We start from the raw sequence: 26,851 nt of genomic DNA, 5'->3' as shown, positions 1-26,851 counted from the left end.
GTTTATTTATCATTTTCCGTTATGGTTCCTTTTATTACTTCTTCAAAGGTTATTCCTCCGTAAGGAGGTCTGATGTTTTGTAATTCTATTTCTTCCATTGGTTTACCCGTCATCTGCGAAATTTCTTTTGCGATCAACAAGCCACAGGTTTTACCTTGACAAGGTCCCATCCCGCTCCTTGTTACCCTCTTTATTTCTTCAACGGTGGTGAATCCTTCTCTTATGGCATCCCTTATTTCTTTTAAAGTTACATCTTCACATCTACAAATTATTACCTTGTTTTCATCCATGGGTTCCTTCCTCCACTTTAAAATTCCTAGCTTGTAAATAGTATCTCTTTGGAATTTCTATACTCACTGCGGCTGTTTTGTCTTGAAATTTTCCATCCAATATTCTTATTACTTTGCCATCACATAAGTATTTTCCCTCTCTATCAAGTACCTTGACAATTTCTCCTTTATGAGGTCTTGGAAGAAATTCGTAAGGTATGATTACAACCGAAGTTGTTTCACTGAAATTTTTATGAATCACAAACATTGCCAGTCCTGGGCATTTGCTAACACATATGCCACATCCGGTGCATTTTTCAAAGTCAACGTAGGGAATGTTGTTGATGTTACCATTTTCAGATATGGCGTTGAAAGGGCAGCTTTTTACGCATGGATCACAAGGGAATCTTTGAAAGCACTCTGATATGGCTATAGGTCCTTTGTCAAATACCTTTTCTTCTGATGGTAGCTTGTTTTTTAAATTTTCTTCTGAAGGTACTCCAGTTTTCATCAAATAAGAAATGTCGAGTGTTTCTTCTGAAAAATTTTCGTTATAATTTTTCCCGTGATTCAAACCTAATTTAGACAATCCTTTCCTAATTTTCTTGCCTACAGGACCAGATCTTAGCAATTCTAATTCATTTTTAGCTTCTTCTATTCTTTTTTCAATTTCACCTTTGTTGTTTTTTCCGATTCTTATGGCAACGGATAAACCGGCTATTTGACCTTCGATCATTGCTACTGTTGCTTCTTCTATTCCTGAAACATCCCCTGCAACAAATAAATTTTTAATTGAGGTTTCCATATTTTCATCTCTTAAGGGGACGTAGCCGCCCAACTCTGAGACATAAGTGGTTTTTACTTTCCTTTGTTTTAAGAGGTCAACCAATGGGGTTAATCCAACAGATAGACAGATTGCATCACATTTGATCAGTTGTTCGGTATCTTTTACTTCGTTCCAATCGTTGTCAAGTTCACATATTACCGCTCCTTCAACTTTTTCTTTTCCAATGGCTTTTTTTATGGTATGAGAGGTTAAAATAGGTACGCCCAACCTTCTGAGTTTTGATGCATGAACAGAGTATCCGCCTATTTTTGGTGCTGCTTCAACTATTGCAGCTACTTTTACACCAGCTTGTAATAATTGGTAAGAAACTATCAACCCAATATTTCCCGAACCAATCATTAAGACATTTGTTGCTGGCATGACGCCATAAACATTCATCAAAGTCTGAACTGCACCGGCACCAAAGATGCCAGGAAGGTCGTTATTCTCAAAAGCTAAAAATTTTTCGGATGCCCCCGTTGCAAAAATAATACTTTGAGGATAATACTTTTTCATTTTATGATCGTTTAATATAGTTACAACGTTATCCTCATAGATTCCCAAGACTCGAGAAGATAATAACACTTCTATGTTTTTATTTTTGTTAACTTCGTCGATCAACTTTCTCAGTATATCTATTCCCCTTGTGCCTGCGTATTCTTTTTCTGAACCGAAAAATCTATGGGTTTGTTTTATTAGCTGTCCACCTAAAAATTCTCTTTCTTCTGCTAAAGATACTTTAATTCCGTAATTAGCAGCAGCAAGTGCAGCTGAAAGTCCTGCAGGACCTCCACCTACAACCAATAATTCAAGGTTTTCAATTTTACTCATTTATCTCAACTCCGATATTTTGGGATTCCACTTTCATTCCATCTTTTAGAGGAGTTATGCACGTTCTTACGTTTGGGACTCCATCAACTGTCATCAAACAGGAGGAACAATGTCCAATAGCGCAGAAAATTCCTCTTGGTCTGTGTAATTTCTTACTTTCACTGAATTTAAAAACACCATTTGCGTACAATGCTGCCGCAATGGTTTCTCCTTCGTAACCTATCAATTCTTTACCATTGTAATAGAACTTTATTTGTTTATCTCTATTGAAACTTAGTATGGGATGATTTTGTATTCTCATTTTTTCTCCTTCTTAAATAAATTATATACTCCTTTCTTTAGTGCCCCTTCGTCCCGCTGTCCACAACACAAGTATTATGGTTCTACTATTAATTGAATCACAATTCTCGTTTTTTAAAAAAGGTGATTATAGACGATTATGAAAAAAATTTCATGATTATAGACGATTAAAGCCAAATATTGAAGTTTTTTTCAATTTTTGAAAAATATTATAAAGTTAATTATTTCTTTGTATAAAAAAAGAGGCCTTTAGGCCTCTTTTCATCGTTTTTACTTTGAATTAGTCGTTGTAATAGGGACAATCTTGATATCTTTGTTGATTGAATCTTTGGTAGTTTTGGTATCTTTGAAAATCTTGGTAGTCTTGATAATTCTTGTACTGTTGATATCTTTTGAAATCTTGGTAATTTTGGTAGTCTCTATATCTTTGATAATCTTGATTTTGTGGGAAATTTTCTTGGTATCTTTCGGAAATTTGAGATCTAGTATTTTCCATATATCTCTGCATATTCACAATTCTATCTTGATATTTGATTTCTAAAGGTACAAAGTTTTTGTTGTCGTTTATTACTACCTTGTATCCTGTTAGTTCAATACTTTCGCCTGCTTTTACTTCATTCAAAAGATTCTTTGGTACTCTTACTGAGTAAATTTCGGAGTCTACTTCAACACTCAAGGTTAAAGATACATCGTCATCCACTATGGTTTTTACAGTTCCGGTAACGGTTACTGGTGAAACATCTTGAGATAATACTCTTTCTTGCAATCTTTCCTGAACTTGGAGCATCTGGTTGTCACGGTCTTGACTTTGTACCTGGGACATTGGAGCCCCACCAGCTGGTCCTACTTGTGCAAATAACGATCCGACTAAAAGAATACCTATAAAGAAAGACAGAAAAACTTTTTTCATACCAACACCTCCACTAAGTAATGTTTTTTATTTTTGATACATCAGAATAATAAAACAATATGCTTAATGTTCACTTAATGGAAGCTTAGAAGAAGCTTAAGAAAGTGTGATGTGGTTTCAAAGTTTTAAACCGTCACTCCTAGATAAGTTTTCCTAACTTCATCGTTTTCTAAGAGATCTTTTGCAGGTCCTTCGAGAACAATTTTGCCGGTTTCTAAGACATAACCATAATGAGCGATTTTTAATGCACCAACGGCATTTTGTTCTACAAGCAGTATGGTTACCCCCTCTTCACATATTTTTTCTATAGTTTCTAAAACCTCTTTAACTAGAATAGGAGCTAGTCCAAGAGAAGGTTCATCGAGCATTAGAACCTTTGGTCTTGACATTAACCCTCTTGCAACCGCCAGCATTTGTTGTTCTCCCCCAGATAGTGTGCCTCCAAGTTGCTTGAGTCTTTCCTTTAATCGTGGGAAAAGTGTAAGTACCCAATCGAAATCTTCGCTTATTTTTTCAGAGTCTTTGCGAGAATACGAACCCAATCGGAGGTTTTCTAAAACCGTTAGATTTGGGAATATACGTCTACCTTCAGGGACTAGAACTACTCCTTTTTCTACCATTCTATGAGTTTCCATGCTTGTAATATCAACATTATCTAAAAACACCTTTCCACCGCTCTTTTTAACTACATTCATTATTCCGTTCAAGGTTGTAGTTTTTCCCGCTCCATTTGATCCAATCAACGTTGTGATTTCATTCTTTTTGATTTCCATATCGATTCCTTTTACTGCATGGATACCACCATAGTGAACGTTCATATCAGATATTTTAAGAATTATGTTTGAATTTTCACTGTTCATATTGCCAACTCCTCACCTAAATAGGCTTTTATTACCAAAGGATCTTTTTGAATCTCCTGTGGACTTCCTTCAGCGATTTTTCTTCCATAATCCAATACATAAATACGCTCACAAATTCCCATGATAACTTTCATGTCATGCTCTATAATGAGAATAGATAGCTCAAACTCCTGTCTTATATGTTTTATAAATTCCATCAATTCGCTCGTTTCATGAGGGTTCATTCCTGCTGCTGGTTCGTCTAACAGAAGTAGGTTTGCTCCGGTGGCAAGTGCTCTTGCGATTTCTAACTTTCTTTGTAATCCATATGGAAGAGAGTTTGCCTTGTCATTAGCGTAAACAGACAATCCGACTTCTTCTAGAAGATCCCAGGCTTCGTTTTGCATCTCTTTTTCCACTTTTAAAACGTCAGGAGTTTTTAAAACACTTTTAAAAAGCCAAATCCAACTTTTCAATTTCAAATGCTGAGAGACTAAAACATTTTCTAGAACTGTCATATCTTTAAACAATCGAATATTTTGAAAAGTTCTAGCAATTCCCAACTGAGTTATTTCATGAGGTTTTTTAGAATTTATTTTTTGTTTCTTAAATAAAATTTTTCCAGTATCTGGAGTGTATATACCAGTGATCAAATTGAAAAGAGTGGTTTTCCCTGCCCCATTGGGACCTATTAGACCAAGTAATTCGCCATTTTTCAAATAGCCATTGAAGTTATTAACTGCCATTAAACCTCCAAATCTTTTGGTTACATTCTCAAATTCTAAGATATATTCGTTATCGTATTGGTTAGTCATTGGAAGCCTCCTTGAAAATTTTCTAATTCATTCATCATCTCTCAATCTATTTTTATTTCTTACTTTCATTATCAGTTTATAGATGCCATCCCATGTTATTTCATTTCTTCCCATTATGCCTCTTCTCCAAAATAGCATTGTAATTATGAGAATGAGAGATAAAACCACCATTCTCATTCCCGGGATACCTGGTATGTAGATAGGACCAATCGATATGGGTTCTTCTAGAACTCTAAGGAACTCTAATCCTACTGTATAAAGTGAAGCTCCGATTATGGCTCCGCTAATACTCCCAAGTCCACCGATGACCACCATTATCAATATTTCAAAGGTTTTTTGAAACATGAAAGATTTTGGATCTATAGTAGTGATTAAGTGAGCCCATAATGCTCCACCAACTCCTGCAAAAAAAGAACCAATTACAAAAGTGACTACTTGATGAGAAAAAACATTAATTCCCATAGATTTAGCAGCAATTGGATCTTCTCTTATTGCCTTCAAAGCTCTTCCATAACTACTTTTTATTAAGCTGGAAATGAAGACTACGGTAATTAAAGCAAATCCCCAAGTCCACCATAGGTTAGAATATTGTGGGATGCTTTTTAAACCCAAAGCCCCATTTGTGATAGACCAGGTATTATTTGCAACGATTCTAACCACCTCACCTAAACCAAGGGTTGCGATGGCTAAATAATCACCAATTAGTCGAAGAGATGGGGCAGCAACTAAGTAACCAAACGCAGCAGCTACCAGTCCAGCTATTATAATTGCTGGTAGGAAAGGGATTTGGATAACATTTAAGGGGTATATTAAAGGTTTTATCAGAAAACTTATTTCTTTTTGAGCAGGAGAAAGTGTTAAAATGGACGATACATATGCCCCAATTGCGATGAATCCAACATGCCCCAACGAAAAGATACCTGTAATACCGTTAATAAAGGTTAAACTTACGGCGAATATTATATTAATTGCCATTAAATTCAATATCAAAATTAAATAATCACTAGCTTTGTTATTAGCTGTCAACAGTAATAGAAAGATTGCCAATATAAAAAGAATTGTCAAAAAGAATTTAGTCTTAAAAGATAGCGTTTTTTCCATATTCACACCTTCTCCCCTATTTCCACACCGAGAAGCCCGTTTGGTTTTACTAAAAGAATAACTATCAAAATAATATAAGCAATAGCGTCTCTATATCCTGCCAAAGCGGGTAAGAATGCGACTATCATTATTTCGGCAACCCCTAAAATAAAACCTCCAAGCATAGCTCCTGGAATACTTCCAATTCCTCCGACAACTGCAGCTATAAATGCCTTTAAACCGGGGATCATGCCGGTATAAGGATAGATTTGAGGGTATTTCATAGCCCAAAGAATACCTCCCACAGCTGCTAAGGCGGACCCCAACATAAATGTTTGAGAAATAGTTCTGTCGGTGTTTATGCCCATTAATTTTGCTGCAGTAACATCTTTAGAAACTGCCCTCATCGCCATGCCGGCTTTTGTTCTATAAACTATCCAAACCAATACAAAAAGTGCAAGAATAGAAACACCTATAATAATGAAGGTTAATAAAGGTATCCTTACATCTCCAAAAGTTAGTACTTGTGCAAATTGTGTTGGGTAAACTCCTAATTGGGGATTGAATGATTTTGCTCTTCCACCAAAGACAACTATTGCGAAGTTTTGTAGGAAGAACGATACACCAATAGCTGTGATTAATGCTGAGATCTTGGGGGCATTAGCCTTTCTTAATGGTCTGTAAGCAACTCGTTCGATTGTAGCACCTAGTAGAGTCGTTAAAACAATCGCAAAAATAAAAGCTGCCCACCATGGAAATAAAAAGAGAGTAACTGCATAAAAAGCAAAATACATGCTAAAAGTAAAAATGTCACCATGAGCAAAATTTATTAAATTGAGTATCCCATAAACCATAGTATAACCTATGGCAATAAGTGCGTATATGCTGCCAAGAGAGATGGCATTTGCTAGATGTTGAAAGAACATTTGGATAGTCAATTATGAGCCCCCTTTCTGGATCCAAGAAAGTATAGCCATCTCATTTTGTGAGATGGCTTTAATATAGTTAAATATTACATCCTGGGTTTTATAACGGTACGGAAAACAAATTGTCCGTTTTCAACCATGTTTATTACCGCTGGTTTTATAGGGTTTCCAGAGCCTTGAGGATACGTAATTGTACCGGCGACACCCGGAAAGTCTCTAGTTTGTGCTAAAGCGTCTCTAATTTTTACAGGATCTGTGGACTGTGCAGACTCAATAGCGTTAACTATTACCATGTAAGCATCATAGGCCAAAGCTCCAAATGCGTCGGCTCTTCTGTTGTATTCCTCTTGATAGGCCTCTACAAAAGGTTTAGTAGCAGGGGATAATTCTGCATCCTCATGAAAGTAAGTTGTATAAGAAAGGCCTTCTACGTATTCTCCACCAATTTGTATTAATTCTGGTGCGTCGGCACCATCTCCAGCAAACATGGGTCCTGTGAAACCTAAATCTCTAGCTTGCTTGGAAATTAAGGCTATTTCAGCGTAGTACCCTGGCATAAAAATAGCATCTGGATTTTTTGAAAGGGCGTCGGTAAGTTGAGCGGTGAAATCTTGGTCACCAGTAGTATAAAATTCAGTAAAATACGTTCCTCCAAACTGTTCAAAAGCTTTTTCAAAATAATTAGCAAGTCCCACAACGTAATCTTGTGCTACATCTACCATTATGGCGACGTTTTGAGCTCCAAGTTCTTCCCAGGCAAATGTTGCAAGTAGAGCACCTTGCAAGGTATCCTCAAAACAGGTCCTGAATACATACTTTTTGTTTTGGGCAACTAAAGGGTTAGTGGCGGTGTTGACCACCATTGGTATTTGCCTTTCTTCCGCTATTGAAGCTGCAGCTAATGCTGCCGAACTTGTTGCAGGACCAATAACTGCAACTACCTTTTCGTGATCTATCAACCTTCTTATTGCGTTAGCTGATTCTGCTTTGTCAGATTTGTTATCGACAGCTACAACTTCCACTTTGATTTCTTTACCCCCGATGTTAACTGTTGGTTTCAACTTGTTGGCTAACATTACACCGTCTCTTGACATTTGACCATACCCAGAAACAGGTCCTGTTAGTTCGAAGTTCATACCAATTTTGATGACTTCTTGACCAAAGAGTGTGAAAGTCATAATAACTACCAAAAACACCAAAACAACGGTTTTTCTCATGTTTTTCCCCTCCTCATATAATATGTGTGGATGTTATTTTGCTTAATAAAGTGTAGAAAAAATTTTCATAGTCTTTATCTTATGTGAACAGAATTTCATAAGAATATATTAATAATCTAACAGAAAAGAAATCAAATAGTAATTTTCTTAATTATACAACAAATAAAATTATAATGCAACTTTTTTTGCAGTCTTGTGCAAAAAGCTTTATTCATAATGTTTTAGAAGTACTTTCCATATTCTCATTTGTGAGGTAAATGACATGTAAAAACTGGGCAGAAGGTAGATAATTGATTTATCTACCGTTCTCCTACACCACCAATGAACACTCTTTGCTTTCAACTACTGATTGCCGCTACCTCTACTCACGAAGAACTTTTACCACTTAGATTTTATCTATACGCACTAAAAAAGAGGCCTTTAGGCCTCTTTTTAAAGTATTTGGTTTAAATTAGTCGTCGTAATAAGGACAATCTTGGTATCTTTGCTGGTTGAATCTTTGGTAGTTTTGGTATCTTTGGAAATCTTGGAAATCTTGAAAATCCTTGTACTGTTGATATCTTTCTTCGAAATCTTGAAAAGTATGAAATAGTTTCAAGGTTTTAAGCCGTTACTCCTAGATAAGTTTTCCTAACTTCATCGTTTTCTAAGAGATCTTCTGCCGGACCTTCAAGAACAATTTTTCCAGTTTCTAAGACGTAACCATAATTAGCGATTTTTAACGCACCAACAGCATTTTGCTCTATAAGCAATATAGTTACTCCCTGTTGGCTTATTTTTTCTATAGTTCCTAAAACCTCTTTGACTAGAATTGGAGCTAGTCCCAGAGATGGTTCGTCGAGCATTAGAACCTTTGGCCTTGACATTAACCCCCTTGCAACCGCCAACATTTGTTGTTCCCCTCCAGAGAGTGTACCCCCAAGTTGCTTAAGTCTTTCCTTTAATCGCGGGAAAAGTGTAAGTACCCAATCGAAATCTTCGTTTATTTTTTCAGAGTCTTTGCGAGAATACGAACCTAATCGGAGGTTTTCTAAAACAGTGAGATTAGGGAAAATACGTCTACCTTCAGGAACTAGGGCTATCCCCTTTTCTACTATTTTGTGAAAATCCAACGAGAACACTCTCCAATTTATTGGAGAGATGATAGCTAGCTTCAAACACAAAACGAATTTGAATCAAAAAATGTTGTTAATTATATGTATATGTGATACAATTGTATTATATCATACAATTATCGAATTAAGGTGATTGAATATGCTTAAAACATACAAGTTTCGTATATATCCAACTAACGAACAAATTGAGAAATTTAGCCAACATTTTGGACATACTCGATTTGTTTACAACCTATTCTTAGAGTTTGCTAACAAGGCATATAAGAATACTAAAACGTATACTAATTATTATATGTGGGCTAAAGTGCTTACGGTTCTTAAAAAGACAGAGAAGTATCGATGGTTGAATGATGTCAACTCTCAATCATTACAACAGTCCATAAAGAACTTAGAAACTGGATTCAAACGTTTCTTCAAGAAACAAAGTAAATACCCCAAATTTAAGAAAAAATCAAGTAGACAATCTTTTAGAGTTCCTCAACATATACAGTTATATGAAAATGAGAATAACGATAAATATGGAATTCTATTCGTGCCAAAGTTTAAAGAAGGTATCAAAGTAAGAGTCCATCGGAAAATAGATCCAAATGCAAAGATAAAAAATTGTACTTTCATTAAAACTCCAACAGGTAAGTACTTTGTCTCTATAACATTCCAAGTAGAAGGTTCTTACCCTGAAAGAGATATAGACTATGAGAACTCAATCGGTATGGATATGGGATTGAAAGATTGTGTGGTACTATCCGATGGAACAAAGTATCAAGCTCCTAAAGTTTTGTCTAAATACGAAAGAAAACTAAAACATGCATATAAAAAGTTTTCAAGCAAAGAACAAAGGTCAAAGAATTGGGACAAAGCAAAATTAGAAGTTGCTAGAATACATGAGAAAATAAAAAATACACGAGAGGATTTTCTACATAAACTAACAAAAGAAATCAGTGAGAACCAAGCTGATGTCTTTGTTGTAGAAACTCTCAACATAAGAGGCATGTTAAAGAATCATCACTTAGCTAAAAGTATCTCAGATTTAGGATGGTACAAATTCAAGACGTTCCTAAAATACAAAGCAGAAAGACTAGGTAAGAAAGTAATCGAGATAGGAACGTTCGAACCTTCGTCTAAAACTTGTAGTGTATGTGGGTATAAGAACGCAGGTTTAAAACTTTCTGATAGAGAATGGGTATGTCCTGAATGTGGAACTAAACATGATAGAGATATAAATGCTGCCGTTAACATTAGGCAGTTTGGATTAAAACAGGCATTTGCAACACTGCCTTACGGCAGATAAGGAAACAGCTAGTCACTGTATAAACTGACTCTACCCCAGGGACTGGGGAAAGTAAAGCCTTTGGAGACTGTGTAAGTCGAGCACCCTTAGATTCATTCTAGGATGTTTCGCAACGGTCGCTGAATTAGGAAGCTTACCTCTTTAGAGATAAGTAGTTCACAATGCAACTATTTTGCCGATTTGTGCAAAATCTTTTTTCGTAATGCTTTTGAAACAACGTTCAAACCCTCATTTGCTTTGCAAATGACGTAAATTAAAAAAAATTGACCGGAATATTTCCAGTCAATTTTTGTTGTAATAAAAGATTATTAACTTTAAACTTTAACCTTCGATGATTTTTACTATAAAATTTCTGTTTCTTGGACCATCGAACTCACAGAAATAAATTCCTTGCCATGTCCCCAATAAAAGCTTTCCATTTTCAATAATTAAAGACAATGTTGGTCCAACGAGCGTTGATTTTATATGCGAGTCAGCATTGCCTTCAAGATGAGAATATTCCGTACTTTTAGGGATTTTATTTCTTAGAAAATCTGTGATGTCTTTTCTTACAGATGGATCTGCATTTTCGTTGATTGTTACGGCGGCAGTTGTATGGGGGACATATACTATCAAAATGCCTTCTTCTATTTTTGAATTTTCGACACTCTGTTGAATATAGCTGGTTATGTCGATCATTTCTTCTCTATTATGGGTTTTTAAAGAGTAGGTATATATCATAATTCTCAACTCCTTATTTATTACTGGTAAAATATATTAGCAACAATAGTGATAGAGTTGCCTTCTTTGGAGACATGTACTTTGACATCTTCTTTTTTTACTGACAGATGTTTAACAGCATAATCTTTAATATAGTTTATTACGAAATCCAAATCTTCTTGTTTGACATTTTCAAATCTAATTTGGCTCTTTCCTCCATTTTTTCGGTCTGAGGTACTTAAGAAAGAATTCATTCTTTTTATTGCGGTTTCCCGAGTTTTAGTCTTTTTACTTTTGAAAGGCCACATTTACTTTCACCCTCTTCTGAATATTCTTTTGATGAATTCTATAAATCCTTGAGGGGCGTGGTCGACATCTATCAAATCTTTTTCTAAAGGTATATCTTTTCCTAAGATTCTATCGCTTATATTATTGAAAACAGAATAAAGTTTAGCTTCTTGGTTTGTCGATATTGGAGTTCCTTCGTTGGAAGAAAGTAAAATTTCCTCACTATCAGGTATTATTCCGATTAAATTCAATGCTAGAGCTTCTTTAATATCATCAGCGGAAAGCATTTCGTTTCTTTTAACAAGTCTCAATTTTAATCGATTCACAATTAATGATATGCGATCGTCGGTATAACCTTGATTTTCAAGCAACCCTATGACTCTATCTGCGTCGCTTATGGCAGTCAGGTCTGGTGTAGTAACAACGATAGCGTGTTGTGCAGATGAAACAGCGTTTTGGAATCCTCTTTCTATTCCTGCTGGGGAATCTATAATAATGTAATGAAAATGTTTAGAGAGTTTAGAAACTATATCGCTCATATCTTGAGGGGACATTAAATCTTTGTTGGCAATCTGAGAAGAAGCCAGTAGAGAGAGATTTTTTAACTGTTTGTGTTTTACGAGTGCTTCCATAACAGTTTTGTTACCACTTACAACATCCATTATAGTGTAAACTATTCTGTTTTCCAACCCCAAAATCAAATCCAGATTTTTCAATCCAATATCTGCATCTATAAGGCAAACATTGTAACCTTTTTTTGCTAAGGTGGCCCCTAAATTAGCTGTGATGGTAGTTTTACCAACTCCCCCTTTTCCAGAGGTAATAACAAACACCTTTGCATTTTCCATCTCTACCCCTCCACTAGAAAACTTTGCCCATTTTTTATAAATTAAAAAAGTTAAGATATTCTAAGGGCTAAACAGATTATACTACAAATTGATTAAAAATAAAAAAATCGGGGAAAAATCCCCGATTAATTTAAAAACTATTTTTGTTACTTATTCTTCGATGCTTATAGCCTCAGTTGGGCAAGCATCTATAGCATCTTGCACGCATGGGGCGTCACTTTGTTCATCAATAACTTCGGCTTTTCCATCATCGGCCATTTGGAATACGTCTGGGCATAGACTTTCACATATAGCGTCTCCTATACAAGCTTCTTTGTCAATAACTATCTTCATAGCTACACCTCCAAATAGTTTTTAAAATCTTTGCTATCTGTTACATATGCTAATTATAGCCATCTGATTATACCATAAATCTACTCAATTAAATTTAAAAATTGATTTAAGAAAATATAACTTCATTTCGTCAGTTAAGTTTCTTAACTTCTTCTACCACTCTGTCTACTATATTTATTCCCACTCGTTCTTGCGCTTCTTTTGTAGAAGCACCTATATGTGGTGTTAAGACAACATTTGGTAAAGCAAAAAGTTCCTTGTAAAAATCACCTTTTGGAGGTTCTTCTTCGAAAACATCCAATCCTACTCCAAGGAGCTTGCCATTTTTCAAATATTTAAGCACATAATTCTCGTCGAGGACGCCTCCCCTTGCAGCATTAATTATTACAGCACCATCTTTCATCATTTTGATTTGGGGTTCACTTATAAAGTGATAAGTTTTTTCGTTTTTTGGAATATGTAAAGAAATAATATCAGAATTTTGGAGTAACTCCTCCAAAGATACCTGTCTAACGTTATAATTCTTTTGCTCTTCTGCACTTATTTCAAAAACATCATACACCAGAGTATTGGTCTGAAAACCTTTTAGTAATTGTGCCAAATTTTTTCCTACATAACCAAAGCCGATGATACCAAAGGTTTTTTGTGACAACTCAAATCCTTCTAGTTGTTTTTTTTCCCATTGTTCATTTTTTAAACCGATCGTCCCTCTTGTAATGTGCCGATAAATATCTAAAACCATTCCTATAACCAATTCTGCAACGGATAAAGAATTCTGGCCCGGCGTATTTAAGACGGTTATTCCTTTCAATTTAGCAGTATCGACATCTATATTATCTAATCCCATGCCCGCTCTTGCTACAATCTTTAATTTATCTGCGTGTTCTAATATTTCTTTTGTTACCTTAGTTGCACTTCTTACAATTAATACGTCAATTTCTTTAATTTTATCTTTGAGGACATCTTTTTCGAGGTGTTCCGAAGTAATTTCAAGATCAGGTAATTCGTTTTGTAATTTTTTTAAGGCATTTTCATCCAAAGGGTCATTTATATGAATTTTCATAGTAATTTAAACCCCCTCTTTCATGAAAACTTCTTCGGCAGCTTTTACCCCTTTGCCAAGTTCAACTTCGAAGCCGAATTTGTTAAAAGCCATTTCTAAAGCACTTACAGCAATGATGACATCAAATTTTGACATGTAACCAAGGTGGGCAATTCTTATTATTTTTCCTTTTAATTGCGATTGTCCGCCTGCAAAGGTAACACCCCATTCATCTCTCAAAAATTTAACTATACCTTCACCATTAACATTATGAGGTACCTTTATTGCTGTTAATACATTTCCAGGTCTTTCTGCGAAAAGTTCTAAGTTCATAGCTTTAATAGCAGCCCTTGTTGCTTCTGCTAGGATTCTGTGCCTTTCCCAAACGTTTTCAATTGTTTCCTCTTTTAGCGACTCGGTTGCCTTTGCTAACTGATAAACAAGGTTAACAGGAGGAGTATATGGAGAATCTGGGAAACTTTTTTTATATGCTCTTAAATCAAAGTAATATCTACGGTTGTTAGAATTTTCAACAACTTTCATTGCTTTGTCACTTAACGCTATCATCGCTACTCCTGGAGGCATCATAAATCCCTTTTGAACTCCAGTTACTACTACATCAATGTTCCAATCATCCATTTTTAAAGGTTCAGCCAGCATTCCAGAAATAGCATCAACAACTAAAACCGCATCAGTTTCTTTTACAATCTCAGCTATTTCTTTGATAGGATGTACAACACCTGTAGAGGTTTCGCTTATGGTGGTGAAAACAGCTTTTGTTTCTGGATGCTCTTCTAGTGCTTTTTTGATTTGTTCTACTCGAACATATTTTCCCCATTCGATATCGATTTCAACTAAATTTGCATCGTAAGCTTTACACAATTCGCACCATCTTTCCCCAAATTTACCTCCATTTACAGCAATAGCCGTATCACCTGGTGAAATAAGGTTGGCAACTGCAGCTTCCATTACTCCTGTTCCAGAAGCAGCTAAGGTGTATACATTATTCTTTGTTTGAAAGAGATATTTAAGATTTTCTAGGGCTGTGCTTTGAATTTCCAAATATTGTGGGGTTCTATGATGGATGGTATCCTTTGCACCTTCCAATAAAAGATCAATTGGAACTGGGGTTGGTCCTGGAGCCATGAGATAATTCTTTCTTACTAACTTTGCCACTTGAATCCCTCCTCTAAAAAATTGTGAAAGTTTTCTTATTTTTATTTTACCATACTTTTTAAAGTACAAATACGGATATTTTTTATCCTTTTTATTTTGGATTTTCTTAAAATGTAATGAAAAAATATTTTGAATGACAGCAATAAAATGTTATAATAAAAAAGAAATCAAGGAATCACGAAAAAGGGGATTTTGAATAAAGCATGGGGAATGGGAATTCCTTAAATGAACAAAAGATTTTGAGTTATATGGGTTTTGCCTCTAAAGCAAAGAAGATTGTTTATGGCAAGCAAGGATTGAGGAATTATATACGCTCATTTCAAAAAAAGAAATTAATACTTATTCCAAAAGATGTTGGTTCAAGAGTGAAACTAGACGTAATAAAACATTGTCAAGTTTTCGATGTACCTTATATAGAATTATATTGCTCAAAGTCAACAATAGCTAAGGCTCTTGGTAAACAAAATATAAGTGTCATAGGAATTACAGATGAAAGTATCATTGAAGGAATATTGAAATTGTACCAATAGTGGAGGTGGTTTATAGGTGTCGAAGACCCGAATATATGAAGTTGCAAAGGAGTTGGGAATGAACTCTAAAGAATTAATGGAATTTTTAGAAAAGGAATTAAATATTTCTGTCAAAAGTCATATGAGCACTATAGAAGAAGAAACTGTGCAAGTTATCATGGATCTTATTGAGGAAGAAAGGCAAACTAAAAAGGAAGTAAAAAAGCAAAAAGAACCTTCGAAAGAGAAAGGCAAATCTTCAGAACAAGTGAAAGTCAAGGAAAAATCAAAAGAAGAACCTGTTGAAGAAAAGTTTTTAAGAGAGGTTACTATAACTTCCCACGATTTAAGCCTTGATATTTTAGCAAAACAAATTGGATTGGAACAAAATGATATTATAAAAGACATGTTTATGAAAGGCGTTGTATTAAGGCCAGGTCAGAAACTAGATATAACCATGGCAGAAAATATTGCTATGAATTATAACGTTATATTGAATTTCGAAATTGAAAAAAAGGAAACAGAAGAAGGAAAAGAACAAGATATAGAAGCTATCCTTGCTAAAAAATGGAACGATATTTATGAAAAAGAGAAAGACAAATTGGCTCCACGCCCTCCGGTTGTCACTATTATGGGACACGTTGATCATGGGAAAACAACCTTGTTAGACAAAATTAGAAATACCCACGTCGCTGATAAAGAAGAAGGCGGTATTACTCAATCTATAGGTGCTTACCAGATAGAGTACAACGGCCAAAAGATTACTTTTATTGATACCCCTGGCCACGAAGCATTTACAGAAATGAGAGCCAGAGGAGCTCAAGTAACTGATATAGTTGTTCTTATCATTGCGGCAGATGATGGTGTAATGCCTCAAACAATAGAAGCTTATAATCATGCAAAAAGTGCCAACGTTCCTATAATAGTGGCTATAAATAAAATTGATAAACCTAACGCCAATGTTGAATTAACAAAACAACAGATGGTATCTAAACTCAATCTTATTCCAGAAGATTGGGGAGGAGATACAATAACAGTTCTTGTTTCTGCAAAAACAGGCGAAGGAATCGATGAATTGTTGGAAATGATTCTCTTAGTATCTGAAATGCAGGAGATAAGGTGCATCCCCGATGGAAAAGCTAGAGCAGTAATCATAGAAAGTCGAGTTGACAAAGCTATGGGTCCTTTGGGAACGGTTATAGTTAAAGATGGAATATTGAAAGTTGGGGATGATTTTATCTCAGGTTCTACTTATGGCAGAGTCAGAAGATTGATAAATGACAAAGGAGAAAGTTTAATAAAAGCCGTTCCTTCCACTCCTGTCCAAGTTTTGGGGTTTAATGATGTTCCAAACACACATTCTATTTTATACGTTATTGATTCAAAAGAAGAAGCCAGAACGCTAGCAGAAAAAGTAAAAGAAAAAGAAGAAGAAAAAAGTAAAGGTCCAGCTAAAAGACACGTGAAGCTTGAAGATATTATGCAAAAAATGGAAGAGGAAGAAAAAAAGAAATTAAATATTTTATTAAAAGCCAGTACTTATGGAGAAATAGAGGCTTTAAGAAACGCTATACAGAAATTCGAAAATCCGGAAATAGATATTGAAATTATACATGCGGGGATAGGACCGGTAAGCACAAGTGATATAATGTTAGCTTCCGCTTCAGATGCGATTGTTCTGGGTTTTAGAGTAAAAGCTGATTCAAAGGCATTAAAGATGGCAGAAGCTGAGGGAATAGAAGTCAGAAGGTACAATATTATATTTGATTTGATTGATGATATCAAAAAAGCTTTAGAAGGTATGTTAGAACCCATTCAAAAGGAAGAACTCACGGGAAATGGTGTAATTAAGGAAGAGTTCAAGATAAAAGGTGTAGGGAAAATTGCTGGTGTTCAAGTAAATGAAGGGTACGTTCAAAGAGATGGCGGAGTTAGAATTTACAGGAATGGCGGTTTGATTGCCGATGTAAAAATTAAGAGTTTGAAACATTATAAAGATGAAGTTAAATCTATTGAAGCACCTAAAGAATGTGGAATTCAATTTGAAAATTTCGAAGATTTCACTAAAGGTGATGAATTAGAGTTTTATAAGCATGTATTCGTTAAGCGAGAATTAGGTTTGGAACAAAAAACTAAATAATTAAGTGTTTTGGTGATAATAAATGGGGATATGATAATATGGATTCTGAATATAAAATAGTGGGAATAAGAGGAGCGACTTCCTTAAACGAAGATCATCCAATAGAATTAACTGAAAATGTTATAGAGTTATGGAATGAAATAATGAATAAAAACGATATATCACGTATAATATCAGTGATATTCTCTGTAACCCCTGACATCAAAAGTCTCAATCCTGCTACAATTCTACGTGAGAAATTAGATCTTAATAACGTCCCTTTTATGAGTTTAGAAGAAGCTTCCTTTAATGATTCTCGAAAAAAAATAATAAGGGTGCTGATTATTTGTGAAAGCAGCACCCAAAATTTTGTTTACCTACATGAGGCAAAGAATTTAAGAACCAAAAAAGAATGATTCTTTTCATATTTCAGTTTGAGAGTTTATTAAATCTAAAATCATGCTTTTTGATTTGACAACTTGTAAGTAAATCTAGTCTGAACTCAGGTATTAACGAATTCAGCTTCTATTATTATATTAGAGACTCGTATATCAGTTTTATCCAAAAATCTTTCTTGCCGTTAGTTTAGTTGAATATTCAACATCCACCCCTCTTAATTAAATCATTCACGAAAAAAACTAAATAAAGATTTGTTTATTTGTTTTGAATGGATTGAGTTTAATGCTATAATTAAAAAGAGGCTTTTTCGATAATTTTTTTGGTTGAACGAGAGAGGTGAAATATTTGAAAGGCCAAATAAAAATGATCTACTTTGATTTAGACCATACACTTTGGGATTTTGAAAGTAATTCGCAGGAAGCATTGAAGATGGTTTATCAAAAGTACAATCACATTTTTCGTGAGATATCCTTAAATAGGTTTGTGGAATCGTACAAAAAAATAAATAAACGATTGTGGGAAATGTATAGAAAAAAAGAAATCGGTCAAGTAGAGTTAAAGCTTCTTCGATTTGAAATAACCTTAAATGCCTTAAAAATAAAGCATAGAGAAGATTTGATAGAAGAGATGAATAGTACTTACCTAGAAATCTTATCGAAGCAAAAACTTCTCGTTGATGGTGCAGTGGAAACTTTGGAATATTTGAAAGATAAGTATGAATTAGGAATTTTGACAAACGGCTTTAGAAAAACTCAAATTGTCAAAATGAAAAGTTCCGGAATATTTGATTATTTTAGTATTTTAGTTAGTTCTGAAGATGTTGGTTTCCCTAAACCTGATGAAAAGATTTTTAATTATGCAATTTTAATGTCTAAAAAATCTAAAGATGAAATCGTCTACATTGGTGATGATTTTGAAAATGACATCTTACCAGCAATAAGATGTGGGATAGGCGCCATTTGGTTTAAAAATCATGAAGATTCTCTTGAAACCCAAGAGACTGATGTTCTCAGTATATCCAAGCTCATAGAGCTGAAAAATATATTTTAAATTTATTGAAGATAATAAATGCCTTTTTTTAATTTCAAAACTTTTGTATTTCTAATTAGATCTAAATATTCTTTATCCAAATGATACTCTTGTTCTCCGATATAAATGACTACCTTTATCTCATCATATCCCTCTTTCTTGTTAAAAATCAGTAAATTTTCTTCTGAATTAACAAATTCATAGTTCCCTGATGAAAGAGACGTGTGAACTTTCCTTAAGTTAATGAGATTTTTACAGTAATTGAAGGTTTCTTTTTCTAAATTTGACCAATCTTCTTTGAATTTCATCGCAACTCTTCCACTTTCGTGAAAATTATTAATTGTTTGGTCTCCTTTTAAAGCTATCTCATTGCCATATTCCAGCATCACATTACCTGTAAGAGCCATTAATAAACCAACCGCAATGTAAAATATCTCTATTTCTTGGCATATATCTATGAACCTTGGAAGATCATGATTTTCTATAAAATAAGTTAACTGGAATTCTCTTTCGTTTAATTTGTTTGATAATACTATTTGATCGTATAGCTCGATTAACGATCCATTTTTCTTTCCCAAAACCTCTTTAATAGTATCGTATGTAGAAAAATCAAACATACTGGTAAAACGTTGAGCATCATCTCCCTTGAACTTTTTAAGAAGATTAAAATTTTTTAACTTATCTCCTTCATCTTCCCATACTTCACCTAAAATTATCGCATCTTTTTTTATTTTTTTCATCCTTATAGAAAATTCCTCTAAAAAGTTTAATGGCAAGCCTAAGGCATGATCCAATCTAAATCCGTCTAATTCAAAGTTTTTTAGCCAATACTCTCCAACTCTTATTAAAAATTCTCTTGTATCTTCGTCATCTAGATTCCAGAACAAAAAGGATCTTTGCCATCTTTCTTCTTGAGGTGAACGGGGAGATTCGGTTTTAACGTTCAAATCTTTAGGGATGGAATTAAAATCAAACTCCTTTGAGGCATGGTTAAGTACTAGATCGATAATAACTTTTATTCCTCTTTTATGAGCATCTTCAATAAGCTTTGTAAAGATAGCTTTAGCTTCTTCTTTGGAATTAGAACTTATGTTTTCTGAGATAGAAAAATAATTGGTAATATCGTATCCGTGTGTGGTTTTACTTTTAAAAATAGGCCCAAGATATATCAAATCTATCCCAAGCTCTTTTAAATAGTCTAATTCTTTAATGACACCTTGAAGATCTCCATCTATTGCATTTTTTTCGTAATAGCGATAACTCTCCTTTGGAAAATCATTTGTTAATTCTCCATTTTTATAAAATTTTATTAGAATGTGGTATCCTAAAAACATAAAATACCTCCCATAGATTACTTCTCGTTATTTTACCACTCTTTTTTTAAAGAAATGAAAACGTTTCCTAAAGATATTCACTTTTTTTACTTTTAAAATTTAAAATTAAAAAATGTGGTATAATTAAATTATAAATGGATCGTTAGCCCCGTTGCAATAAAGCACCTAGAAGGAGGGGTAACTATGAACATACTTTTGGTTTATCCCGCTTATCCTGAAACATTTTGGAGTTTCAAACACGCACTGAAATTTATTTCCAAACGCGCTGCATTGCCGCCTTTGGGTTTGATTACAATAGCTTCTTATCTACCAAAAGAATGGAATGTTAGATTGGTGGATATGAATTGTGAAAAGTTAAAAAAAGAGGATATACTGAATTCAGATTATGTTTTTATAAGTGCCATGGCTGTTCAAAGAGAGTCTGCAATAAATGTGATCAAACAATGTAATGAATTTGGTAAACCTATAGTCGCTGGCGGTCCTCTTTTTACAATGGAACCTGACACATTTCAAAATACTGTTGATCATTTTGTCCTCGGAGAAGCAGAAGAACTTATGGATGAGCTAGTTGAAGATATTAAAAATAATAAATTGAAAAGATATTATGCAAAACCTAATTTTTGTAATATCGAAGCTACACCCGTTCCCAGGTGGGATCTGTTAAATCTCAAATGGTATGGGTCCATGAGCATCCAGTATTCTAGAGGTTGCCCTTATAATTGTGAATTTTGCGATATTGCCGCCTTGAATGGTAGAAAACCCAGAACTAAGACAAGTAAACAGTTGATTCAAGAACTTCAATCTTTGTACGATGCATGGTGGAGGCGTTCTGTTTTCTTTGTAGACGATAATTTTATCTCAAATAAATCAAAATTAAAAAAAGATGTGTTACCCGCAATAATACAGTGGCAAAAAGCTCATGGTTACCCGTTTTCTTTCTATACTGAAGTTTCTATAGATTTCTCCAATGATGATCAACTCATGGACTTGATGTTCAAAGCGGGTTTTGACAGAGTTTTTATTGGCTTAGAAACCCCTGATCCGGATAGTCTAAGAGAAGCTAATAAGTATCAAAATATTAAGCAAAATCTTGAAGAGTCTATCAAAAAAATTCAAAGTTTTGGTTTTGAAATTCAGGGAGGATTTATTGTCGGTTTTGACAGTGATAAGCCCACAATTTTCGATAAGCAATTCGAGTTTATTCAGAAAAACGGCATAGTTACCGCCATGGTTGGTATTTTAAATGCACCAAGGGGAAGTGAATTATACTCAAGATTACTCAAGGAAAATAGATTACGGGGAGAAATAAGTGGAAACAATGTGGATATCAATACGAATATAATTCCAAAGATGAACTTGGAAATCCTAGTCAAGAATTACAAAAATCTTGTTGCTAAGCTTTATCAGCCCAAAAACTATTATTATCGTTTGAAAAAATTTTTGGTTAATTATAAAGTACCTGGATTCTCCAAGGCTAAGATAGGGTTTCAAGAAATTAGTGCTTTTATTAAATCCATTATTATTTTAGGGATTGTTGGTAAAGAAAGAAAACAATATTGGAAAATGTTTTTTTGGAGTTTGTTTAAGAAACCTAAAGCTTTTCCAAAGATGATTTCTCTTTCAATTTACGGTTACCATTTCAGGAAAATTGCAGAAAATTTATAAGGTGAGAAAAGGTATGATAAAAAAGATAATTTTGGTTTTTGTATTTATTCCCATTATAGTAGTCTCTTTTGCTGCAAATCTATCAAAAGATAATATGATTATAAATTTAAACGATAATACATGGATAACAAATCAAATTGCAGAAAAAATAAAAAGTATCGGAAGTTATATGTACAATATAAACATAAAAGATGCGATGTCTAACTCCATAAATATCAATGATTATGATGTAACAATGAATATATTTACAAATACTAAGGAAAATATCACAATTGCGTTTGGATACTTTGATGGCGGAGGTTTTTCATACTCTGAAGAATCTGGTGAAACTAGTGATTGGGTAGAAAAGTTTGCGGTAAAAACTCTGGAGACATTATCCATTCAAAGGTTTCTGTATGGAGAAAACTGGGATGTTTTACAGATCACTTTTTGGAAAGGGGTAGATGAATACCCTGTTTTTCAAAATAATAAGTTGTATCTTGTAAGCGACAGATATATTGGTAATAGGGAAATTTATATTTTCGACTTTAAAGAAGGTACACAAGATAAGATTCCATTGGAATATTCTGCTGAGTATTTTCCTGATATTTCCCCAAACGATGAGTATTTAACTTTTCAAACTACATTGTTTGGAAAATGGGATATTGTATTGTATAATCTAGAAACTAAGGAGATTCAAAAAATCAGTCCACCCGATAAGAATGCTTATTCACCATATTTTTATGATAATACTTTGATTCTATTCACTATGGATGAAGATAGTGGTCAGTGGACGGAAGTTTGGATTTATGACTTATACTACGATAAACTTGAGAAATTAACGGAATCAAAGGATCTTTTGAAATTTAGACCCACCAAATGGGATGGTAACAAAATCAGTTTTTATGGTGTGGATCATCAAACGGCGAATATGAATGTTTATTTTGTTGACGAAGAAAACAGTATCTCACCGTTAATAGCACAACAAAATAATCAAACCGATAATTGGTCAAATGGTTCAGAGCTTCTTGTGTTTTCTGAGTTTAACGGAACCTATTTCAGTATATATGAATACGATGATGGAGAAAAAAGGAATTTATCAGGCATGTTGACAAATGACTGCTTCTATCCAACATATACACCCGACAAAAAATATGTTTTTTTTACTAATTATTATTCAGAATCTGATATTTTTGTTATAAACAGAGAAAAGATCAATATGAACGAACAATAAAACTCTATTGGAGTGATTTGAATAATTAACGAAAAGGTGAAGAAAGAAGTTTCTAACAAAGGTGAGTATAAAAAAATCTTTAAGATTTTTGGAATAATTCTGTTGTTTTTTCTTTTTTTCTGGAATGCTTTAATAACTTTTTTTCTAATAATTCTGTTAAACGTAAAAACAATTAAGAAATCTGTGTTTGGGAATCTTCCGTTGGAAGTTAAGAAAGGTTCCTATACTGATGCAATTACTGTAGAGTATAAAAAAGACAAGATACCTTTGAAATTTGATATATACTATCCTTCTAAGGTAAAAAGCAAATTTCCCGTAGTTTTTTTTGCTCATGGCGGAGGTTGGATAACAGGAAGTAGGAAGTTATCAAGCGTTACCGCATGGGCCAAATTTTTAGCGAGTAGAGGATTCGCCGTTGTTGCGATAGATTACAGGTATGGTTATTTCAACAAATATGAAGAATTGATAGAGGATTACAACGATGCCTTAAATTATATAAAAGATCATAGTGAAGAGCTGAATTTAGACAAAGAAAATATCCTGTTGATGGGCACGTCCGCAGGCGGTACTTTGTCACTTTATTATGCAGCATATAATTCTTACTACAATCATTTTGAAAAGATGAAGGGAATAAAGGGAGTTGTGGCTTGGTACGCTCCATCGGATCTTTTAGATCTCTGGAGTAAGCAAATTGATTCACTTTTTGCACAATTTGCAGTTACAACTACAATGAAAGGAACGCCTAAAACAAAATTTGAAGAATATAAGTTATATTCACCTATAAATTATATATCTGAAAGAATGGTTCCAACACTGTTAGTACATGGGGAAAAAGACGCTACCGTCCCGGTAACAACTTCTATAAAGTTAAACCAGAAGATAAAAGAATGTGGTGTTCCTTCTACATTGTTAATTCATCCGAAAGGGAAGCATTCTTTCGAATTAGAATTAAAAGATGTTTTAACCCAGAAGTTTGTTGAAAAAACGGTGAGTTTCATTAAAAAAGTATGCCAAAATAAAGAAACTGATGATACATTAAATAGAAGAGCTGTTTAGAAATAAAGATCTACGAAGATGGGGAGATGAAAATATGCTACAAGAGAATTTTAAAATAGATTTTACTTATGCAAAACAAAATATAGAATTTACTCAAGCTTTCATAAATAAAGGTAAAAATTATAGAGAATCATTAATAAAATTCAATTCTTTATACAAATATAATAAAAAAGGTACTGAAACTAATGAAATCTATCTTTTTGAACCCCGAGGAAAGGCTTTGGGTGTTGCTTTGATACTTCATGGTTTGGGAACCAAAAACATTACCTATATCTTAAAAATGGGGCGATATTTTTCCAAATTAGGCATAAGGGCTGTAGTACCATTATTACCTGACAATTATACCAGAACATCTAACGGATCTATGAGTGGTAAAAATTATTTTTCTGCCGATATTTATACAACTTTAAATACCTGGGAGCATGCGGTTGTTGATGTATTAAGTATCATAGATTTTTTGAAAGCGAACGCACTTTGGCACGAGCGAAACTTCATGATAGGATACTGCCTTGGGGGCATGGTATCTGTTATCGCTAACGCTTTAAATCCTGAAATAAAGCACAATTTCATTATAGCCAGTGGTGGAAACATGGCTGAACTTATATGGGAATCACCTACATTGGAATTTACAAGAAGGGAATTGCTTAAAAAGAAAGACCAAATAGCTTATTTAAGCGATAGAGAAAGGCTAAGAAAGACCTTTCAAAATGATTTAAAGAGGATAGGAGAGTTTAAGAACATTCAAGAGTTTTTAAATTCAGGTATACATCCATTGATGAAGGTTGATCCTGCAGCCTATGCCAAATTTTTAAACAGAGAAAAGGTAACATTCTTAGAAGCAGCTTTTGATAAAACCTTACCCAAAAATACAAGAAAAGTTCTATGGGAAAACTTAGGAAGACCTAGAAGGATGACGGTCCCCATCGATCATATTACTTGGCTACCTTTTCAAAGATTGATATCAAATATTATAATCAACGAAATGAGGTTTGAAGATATCAAATATCGTTTCGCTAATTTAGGATATTTAGCTATTTTCTCAAAGTGAATTAATATTTCTTCGAGAGTTTCTACCTAACAAATTTCTGTTAATATATATATCATTGAAAAAAATAAAGGCGCCAAAATTGAACGCCTTTATTTTTTTCAATGCCTACTGTTTCTAAATATTACTTAGTTTACAGTTTCTTCAGACTTTTCAGTGTTTTCAATTTCTTCAGAGTAAAGATGGCATTTTACTTTTCTTTATTAAAATGTTAACTGTCCCGGCTTATAGAAGTAAGAGTTTCGTGGTGAGGTTGACTTTCGTTACCAAATTGCTTACGCTCAAAGTGAAGTTCTTTTGTTGAGTTTTATGTTAGAATAAGATAGGAAATAGTGACTTAAAAGGGGGAAAGTGAATTTTGTTTAAACTCAGTAGAAATGGTAAGTTTAAATTTGTAAGCACTAAACACAACAAGCAGATATTCGTTACTCCGTTGATAACAGATTCACATTTACATATATTGGGATTGGGAGAAAAGTTATCTCAACCAACTTTGGAGAAAAAGAAACTATCTGAAATTAAAAGCATTATAGAAGAAATTGTCAGTAAAAGACCGTATAAAATTGTTTTAAGAGGTTGGACCGAAGAATTTGCAAATCCTAATAAAGATTTTTTGGATTCGATAAACAGAGAAATCCCTATCATGCTGGTTAGAAGATGTGGACATTTTGCGGTTGTTAATTCAAAGGTTTTTGAGAGTATTGATTTTTCAGATTCAAGTAATTACGTGGATTTTGAAGAAGGAAAAATCAAAGAAAGTGCTATCGATAAATTTTATAAAACCTTTGGTCCTTTCACAGACGTGAAAAATAATTACGAAACCTCAAAGAAGTATCTAAAAAATAAAGGTTATGGTTTTGTGCATTCAGATGATTTACATGGTATTTATAAAGATAACTTGCCGTTTGTACATGATAATGAGTTTTTTGTATATGAAAAAGTTGCTATTAAGGATTATAATGAGCTTTCAAAATATTATGAATCAGGATACTTTGAAGAATTTAAATGTGTTAAAATATATTTGGATGGTTCCCTAGGAGCACGAACAGCTTTGTTGCTTAATAAGTACAACGATTCTGATACGTACGGGGAAAAATTATGGGAAGATGCTGAGCTAACTTCCGTCGTTGAGTTTTGTGAAGACAATGGACTTCATTTAGCTGCTCATGCTATAGGAGATGGGGCTATAGAACAAATTTTACGAGTTTTTGAAAAGGTCAATCCTAAATTAAGGCATAGAATAATTCATGCTATAGTGCTTAGATCTAATCAAATAGAAAGAATTAAAAAACATAATCTTATTGTAGATATACAACCTCAATTCATAGAATCCGATAAGGTTTTTATTGAAGATAGATTGGGTGAAAGGGTAAAAGATGCCTTTAGATTTTATGATTTATACAGTTCACAAGTGCCTCTTTTTATTTCATCAGATGCCCCAGTTGAAGAACCAGATTGGTTGAGAGATATTAAAAGGTTGAGAGAAATAGGTATCCCTTATAATTACTCTTTGTATCAGCTTACCTATGGTCCAGAAATTATAGACAACGTTGATAGGCAAGAAAGTATGGAAAGTAACGCTTTAATATTTCAAAATGATCCTTTTGTTGAAATATCTCAACCAAAGATCTATCAAACTGAAAATTAGGTTTTGATTTTAAAAAAGTTTAAGTATTAGAG

Annotated in this window: 28 protein-coding genes; 10 read left to right on the top strand and 18 right to left on the bottom strand. The window is 33.8% G+C overall.

Annotation, left to right across the window (positions count from 1 at the left end; translation table 11 throughout):
* Positions 1–2 precede the first annotated feature (2 nt).
* The 11 genes from PMOB_RS01400 to PMOB_RS01355 form a co-directional block, all read right to left on the bottom strand.
* The gene (locus PMOB_RS01400; protein ID WP_012208122.1) at positions 3–290 is read right to left on the bottom strand and encodes a (2Fe-2S)-binding protein; all 288 of its coding nucleotides are present in this window, start codon (positions 288–290) and stop codon (positions 3–5) included.
* A complete protein-coding gene (locus tag PMOB_RS01395; protein ID WP_081429163.1) occupies positions 283–1,926 on the bottom strand; it encodes an FAD-dependent oxidoreductase in 1,644 nt (547 codons plus the stop codon). The genes PMOB_RS01400 and PMOB_RS01395 overlap by 8 nt, the downstream gene beginning before the upstream one ends.
* On the bottom strand, positions 1,919–2,227 hold the full coding sequence (locus tag PMOB_RS01390) for a (2Fe-2S)-binding protein (RefSeq protein ID WP_041534008.1): 309 nt from the start codon (positions 2,225–2,227) through the stop codon (positions 1,919–1,921). The genes PMOB_RS01395 and PMOB_RS01390 overlap by 8 nt, the downstream gene beginning before the upstream one ends.
* Before the next feature lie 279 nt (positions 2,228–2,506).
* Positions 2,507–3,136: a hypothetical protein gene (locus PMOB_RS01385; protein WP_012208121.1), complete on the bottom strand. Its 630-nt coding sequence runs from the start codon at positions 3,134–3,136 to the stop codon at positions 2,507–2,509.
* Between the two features lie 125 nt (positions 3,137–3,261).
* Complete coding sequence (locus tag PMOB_RS01380) at positions 3,262–3,996, bottom strand: ABC transporter ATP-binding protein (RefSeq protein ID WP_012208120.1); 735 nt, start codon at positions 3,994–3,996, stop codon at positions 3,262–3,264.
* Complete coding sequence (locus PMOB_RS01375) at positions 3,993–4,790, bottom strand: ABC transporter ATP-binding protein (protein ID WP_012208119.1); 798 nt, start codon at positions 4,788–4,790, stop codon at positions 3,993–3,995. Before PMOB_RS01375 ends, PMOB_RS01380 begins: the two co-directional genes overlap by 4 nt.
* A 27-nt stretch (positions 4,791–4,817) precedes the next feature.
* Positions 4,818–5,891 carry a branched-chain amino acid ABC transporter permease gene (locus PMOB_RS01370; protein ID WP_012208118.1) on the bottom strand — a complete coding sequence of 358 codons (1,074 nt, stop codon included), beginning with the start codon at positions 5,889–5,891 and terminating at the stop codon, positions 4,818–4,820.
* A gap of 2 nt (positions 5,892–5,893) precedes the next feature.
* The gene (locus PMOB_RS01365) at positions 5,894–6,808 is read right to left on the bottom strand and encodes a branched-chain amino acid ABC transporter permease (protein ID WP_012208117.1); all 915 of its coding nucleotides are present in this window, start codon (positions 6,806–6,808) and stop codon (positions 5,894–5,896) included.
* Between the two features lie 74 nt (positions 6,809–6,882).
* Positions 6,883–8,013, bottom strand: coding sequence for an ABC transporter substrate-binding protein (locus PMOB_RS01360; RefSeq protein WP_012208116.1), 1,131 nt, complete (start codon positions 8,011–8,013; stop codon positions 6,883–6,885).
* Between the two features lie 451 nt (positions 8,014–8,464).
* On the bottom strand, positions 8,465–8,611 hold the full coding sequence (locus PMOB_RS10500) for a hypothetical protein (RefSeq protein ID WP_155811035.1): 147 nt from the start codon (positions 8,609–8,611) through the stop codon (positions 8,465–8,467).
* Between the two features lie 4 nt (positions 8,612–8,615).
* Entirely contained in the window at positions 8,616–9,176 is a 561-nt protein-coding gene (locus PMOB_RS01355) for an ABC transporter ATP-binding protein (RefSeq protein ID WP_012208115.1), read from the bottom strand.
* Positions 9,177–9,267: 91 nt separating this feature from the next.
* Here PMOB_RS01355 and PMOB_RS01350 point away from each other — a divergent pair, with 91 nt between their 5' ends.
* Positions 9,268–10,416, top strand: coding sequence for an RNA-guided endonuclease TnpB family protein (locus PMOB_RS01350; protein WP_012208114.1), 1,149 nt, complete (start codon positions 9,268–9,270; stop codon positions 10,414–10,416).
* 321 nt (positions 10,417–10,737) lie between these two features.
* On the opposite strand, the gene PMOB_RS01345 is transcribed toward PMOB_RS01350, so the two are convergent.
* The 6 genes from PMOB_RS01345 to PMOB_RS01320 form a co-directional block, all read right to left on the bottom strand.
* Positions 10,738–11,136 carry a secondary thiamine-phosphate synthase enzyme YjbQ gene (locus PMOB_RS01345; protein WP_012208113.1) on the bottom strand — a complete coding sequence of 133 codons (399 nt, stop codon included), beginning with the start codon at positions 11,134–11,136 and terminating at the stop codon, positions 10,738–10,740.
* 20 nt (positions 11,137–11,156) lie between these two features.
* Positions 11,157–11,423 (bottom strand): hypothetical protein, encoded by a 267-nt coding sequence (locus PMOB_RS01340; protein WP_012208112.1) that lies wholly within the window; start codon positions 11,421–11,423, stop codon positions 11,157–11,159.
* A gap of 6 nt (positions 11,424–11,429) precedes the next feature.
* Positions 11,430–12,251 (bottom strand): septum site-determining protein MinD, encoded by an 822-nt coding sequence (minD, locus tag PMOB_RS01335; protein WP_012208111.1) that lies wholly within the window; start codon positions 12,249–12,251, stop codon positions 11,430–11,432.
* 150 nt (positions 12,252–12,401) lie between these two features.
* Positions 12,402–12,584 carry a ferredoxin gene (locus PMOB_RS01330; RefSeq protein ID WP_012208110.1) on the bottom strand — a complete coding sequence of 61 codons (183 nt, stop codon included), beginning with the start codon at positions 12,582–12,584 and terminating at the stop codon, positions 12,402–12,404.
* 130 nt (positions 12,585–12,714) lie between these two features.
* Complete coding sequence (locus tag PMOB_RS01325; protein ID WP_012208109.1) at positions 12,715–13,647, bottom strand: D-2-hydroxyacid dehydrogenase; 933 nt, start codon at positions 13,645–13,647, stop codon at positions 12,715–12,717.
* 6 nt (positions 13,648–13,653) lie between these two features.
* Complete coding sequence (locus PMOB_RS01320; protein WP_012208108.1) at positions 13,654–14,802, bottom strand: pyridoxal-phosphate-dependent aminotransferase family protein; 1,149 nt, start codon at positions 14,800–14,802, stop codon at positions 13,654–13,656.
* A gap of 203 nt (positions 14,803–15,005) precedes the next feature.
* Between PMOB_RS01320 and PMOB_RS01315 the strand changes: the two genes are divergently transcribed.
* The 4 genes from PMOB_RS01315 (at position 15,006) to PMOB_RS01300 (ending at position 18,879) form a co-directional block, all read left to right on the top strand.
* The gene (locus PMOB_RS01315) at positions 15,006–15,332 is read left to right on the top strand and encodes a L7Ae/L30e/S12e/Gadd45 family ribosomal protein (protein ID WP_012208107.1); all 327 of its coding nucleotides are present in this window, start codon (positions 15,006–15,008) and stop codon (positions 15,330–15,332) included.
* Between the two features lie 16 nt (positions 15,333–15,348).
* Entirely contained in the window at positions 15,349–17,451 is a 2,103-nt protein-coding gene (gene infB, locus PMOB_RS01310) for a translation initiation factor IF-2 (protein WP_012208106.1), read from the top strand.
* A gap of 38 nt (positions 17,452–17,489) precedes the next feature.
* Positions 17,490–17,846, top strand: coding sequence for a chorismate mutase (aroH, locus tag PMOB_RS01305; RefSeq protein WP_012208105.1), 357 nt, complete (start codon positions 17,490–17,492; stop codon positions 17,844–17,846).
* A gap of 328 nt (positions 17,847–18,174) precedes the next feature.
* A complete protein-coding gene (locus PMOB_RS01300) occupies positions 18,175–18,879 on the top strand; it encodes a YjjG family noncanonical pyrimidine nucleotidase (protein WP_012208104.1) in 705 nt (234 codons plus the stop codon).
* Positions 18,880–18,881: 2 nt separating this feature from the next.
* Here the strand turns inward: PMOB_RS01300 and PMOB_RS01295 are convergent, their stop codons facing one another.
* The gene (locus PMOB_RS01295; protein WP_012208103.1) at positions 18,882–20,192 is read right to left on the bottom strand and encodes an alpha-amylase family glycosyl hydrolase; all 1,311 of its coding nucleotides are present in this window, start codon (positions 20,190–20,192) and stop codon (positions 18,882–18,884) included.
* A gap of 183 nt (positions 20,193–20,375) precedes the next feature.
* Between PMOB_RS01295 and PMOB_RS01290 the strand changes: the two genes are divergently transcribed.
* The 5 genes from PMOB_RS01290 (at position 20,376) to PMOB_RS10115 (ending at position 26,819) form a co-directional block, all read left to right on the top strand.
* The gene (locus PMOB_RS01290) at positions 20,376–21,857 is read left to right on the top strand and encodes a B12-binding domain-containing radical SAM protein (protein WP_012208102.1); all 1,482 of its coding nucleotides are present in this window, start codon (positions 20,376–20,378) and stop codon (positions 21,855–21,857) included.
* A 13-nt stretch (positions 21,858–21,870) separates the two neighbouring features.
* Positions 21,871–23,070, top strand: a complete 1,200-nt coding sequence (locus PMOB_RS01285; RefSeq protein WP_012208101.1) for a TolB family protein — start codon at positions 21,871–21,873, stop codon at positions 23,068–23,070.
* Positions 23,071–23,172: 102 nt separating this feature from the next.
* On the top strand, positions 23,173–24,126 hold the full coding sequence (locus PMOB_RS01280) for an alpha/beta fold hydrolase (RefSeq protein ID WP_196793036.1): 954 nt from the start codon (positions 23,173–23,175) through the stop codon (positions 24,124–24,126).
* A gap of 34 nt (positions 24,127–24,160) precedes the next feature.
* Positions 24,161–25,174, top strand: a complete 1,014-nt coding sequence (locus PMOB_RS01275) for a dienelactone hydrolase family protein (RefSeq protein ID WP_012208099.1) — start codon at positions 24,161–24,163, stop codon at positions 25,172–25,174.
* Positions 25,175–25,529: 355 nt separating this feature from the next.
* Entirely contained in the window at positions 25,530–26,819 is a 1,290-nt protein-coding gene (locus tag PMOB_RS10115; RefSeq protein WP_012208098.1) for an amidohydrolase family protein, read from the top strand.
* Positions 26,820–26,851 lie beyond the last annotated feature (32 nt).

Origin of the sequence: Petrotoga mobilis SJ95, assembly GCF_000018605.1 — a bacterium.
GTDB lineage: Bacteria > Thermotogota > Thermotogae > Petrotogales > Petrotogaceae > Petrotoga > Petrotoga mobilis.
The sequence above is the reverse complement of the archived record's forward strand: the minus strand, read 5'-3'. Positions and strand labels throughout refer to the sequence as shown.

What these genes read in the sequence shown, in the direction of transcription:
- PMOB_RS01400 (WP_012208122.1), bottom strand. Translation starts at nt 290, where the DNA reads ATGGATGAAAACAAGGTAATAATTTGTAGATGTGAAGATGTAACTTTA.
- PMOB_RS01325 (WP_012208109.1), bottom strand. Translation starts at nt 13,647, where the DNA reads ATGAAAATTCATATAAATGACCCTTTGGATGAAAATGCCTTAAAAAAA.
- PMOB_RS01285 (WP_012208101.1), top strand. Translation starts at nt 21,871, where the DNA reads ATGATAAAAAAGATAATTTTGGTTTTTGTATTTATTCCCATTATAGTA.
- PMOB_RS01380 (WP_012208120.1), bottom strand. Translation starts at nt 3,996, where the DNA reads ATGAACAGTGAAAATTCAAACATAATTCTTAAAATATCTGATATGAAC.
- PMOB_RS01315 (WP_012208107.1), top strand. Translation starts at nt 15,006, where the DNA reads ATGGGGAATGGGAATTCCTTAAATGAACAAAAGATTTTGAGTTATATG.
- PMOB_RS01340 (WP_012208112.1), bottom strand. Translation starts at nt 11,423, where the DNA reads ATGTGGCCTTTCAAAAGTAAAAAGACTAAAACTCGGGAAACCGCAATA.
- minD (WP_012208111.1), bottom strand. Translation starts at nt 12,251, where the DNA reads ATGGAAAATGCAAAGGTGTTTGTTATTACCTCTGGAAAAGGGGGAGTT.
- PMOB_RS01290 (WP_012208102.1), top strand. Translation starts at nt 20,376, where the DNA reads ATGAACATACTTTTGGTTTATCCCGCTTATCCTGAAACATTTTGGAGT.
- PMOB_RS01360 (WP_012208116.1), bottom strand. Translation starts at nt 8,013, where the DNA reads ATGAGAAAAACCGTTGTTTTGGTGTTTTTGGTAGTTATTATGACTTTC.
- PMOB_RS01390 (WP_041534008.1), bottom strand. Translation starts at nt 2,227, where the DNA reads ATGAGAATACAAAATCATCCCATACTAAGTTTCAATAGAGATAAACAA.
- PMOB_RS01395 (WP_081429163.1), bottom strand. Translation starts at nt 1,926, where the DNA reads ATGAGTAAAATTGAAAACCTTGAATTATTGGTTGTAGGTGGAGGTCCT.
- aroH (WP_012208105.1), top strand. Translation starts at nt 17,490, where the DNA reads ATGGATTCTGAATATAAAATAGTGGGAATAAGAGGAGCGACTTCCTTA.
- PMOB_RS01345 (WP_012208113.1), bottom strand. Translation starts at nt 11,136, where the DNA reads ATGATATATACCTACTCTTTAAAAACCCATAATAGAGAAGAAATGATC.
- PMOB_RS01295 (WP_012208103.1), bottom strand. Translation starts at nt 20,192, where the DNA reads ATGTTTTTAGGATACCACATTCTAATAAAATTTTATAAAAATGGAGAA.
- PMOB_RS01385 (WP_012208121.1), bottom strand. Translation starts at nt 3,136, where the DNA reads ATGAAAAAAGTTTTTCTGTCTTTCTTTATAGGTATTCTTTTAGTCGGA.
- PMOB_RS01275 (WP_012208099.1), top strand. Translation starts at nt 24,161, where the DNA reads ATGCTACAAGAGAATTTTAAAATAGATTTTACTTATGCAAAACAAAAT.
- PMOB_RS01375 (WP_012208119.1), bottom strand. Translation starts at nt 4,790, where the DNA reads ATGACTAACCAATACGATAACGAATATATCTTAGAATTTGAGAATGTA.
- PMOB_RS01330 (WP_012208110.1), bottom strand. Translation starts at nt 12,584, where the DNA reads ATGAAGATAGTTATTGACAAAGAAGCTTGTATAGGAGACGCTATATGT.
- PMOB_RS01350 (WP_012208114.1), top strand. Translation starts at nt 9,268, where the DNA reads ATGCTTAAAACATACAAGTTTCGTATATATCCAACTAACGAACAAATT.
- PMOB_RS01370 (WP_012208118.1), bottom strand. Translation starts at nt 5,891, where the DNA reads ATGGAAAAAACGCTATCTTTTAAGACTAAATTCTTTTTGACAATTCTT.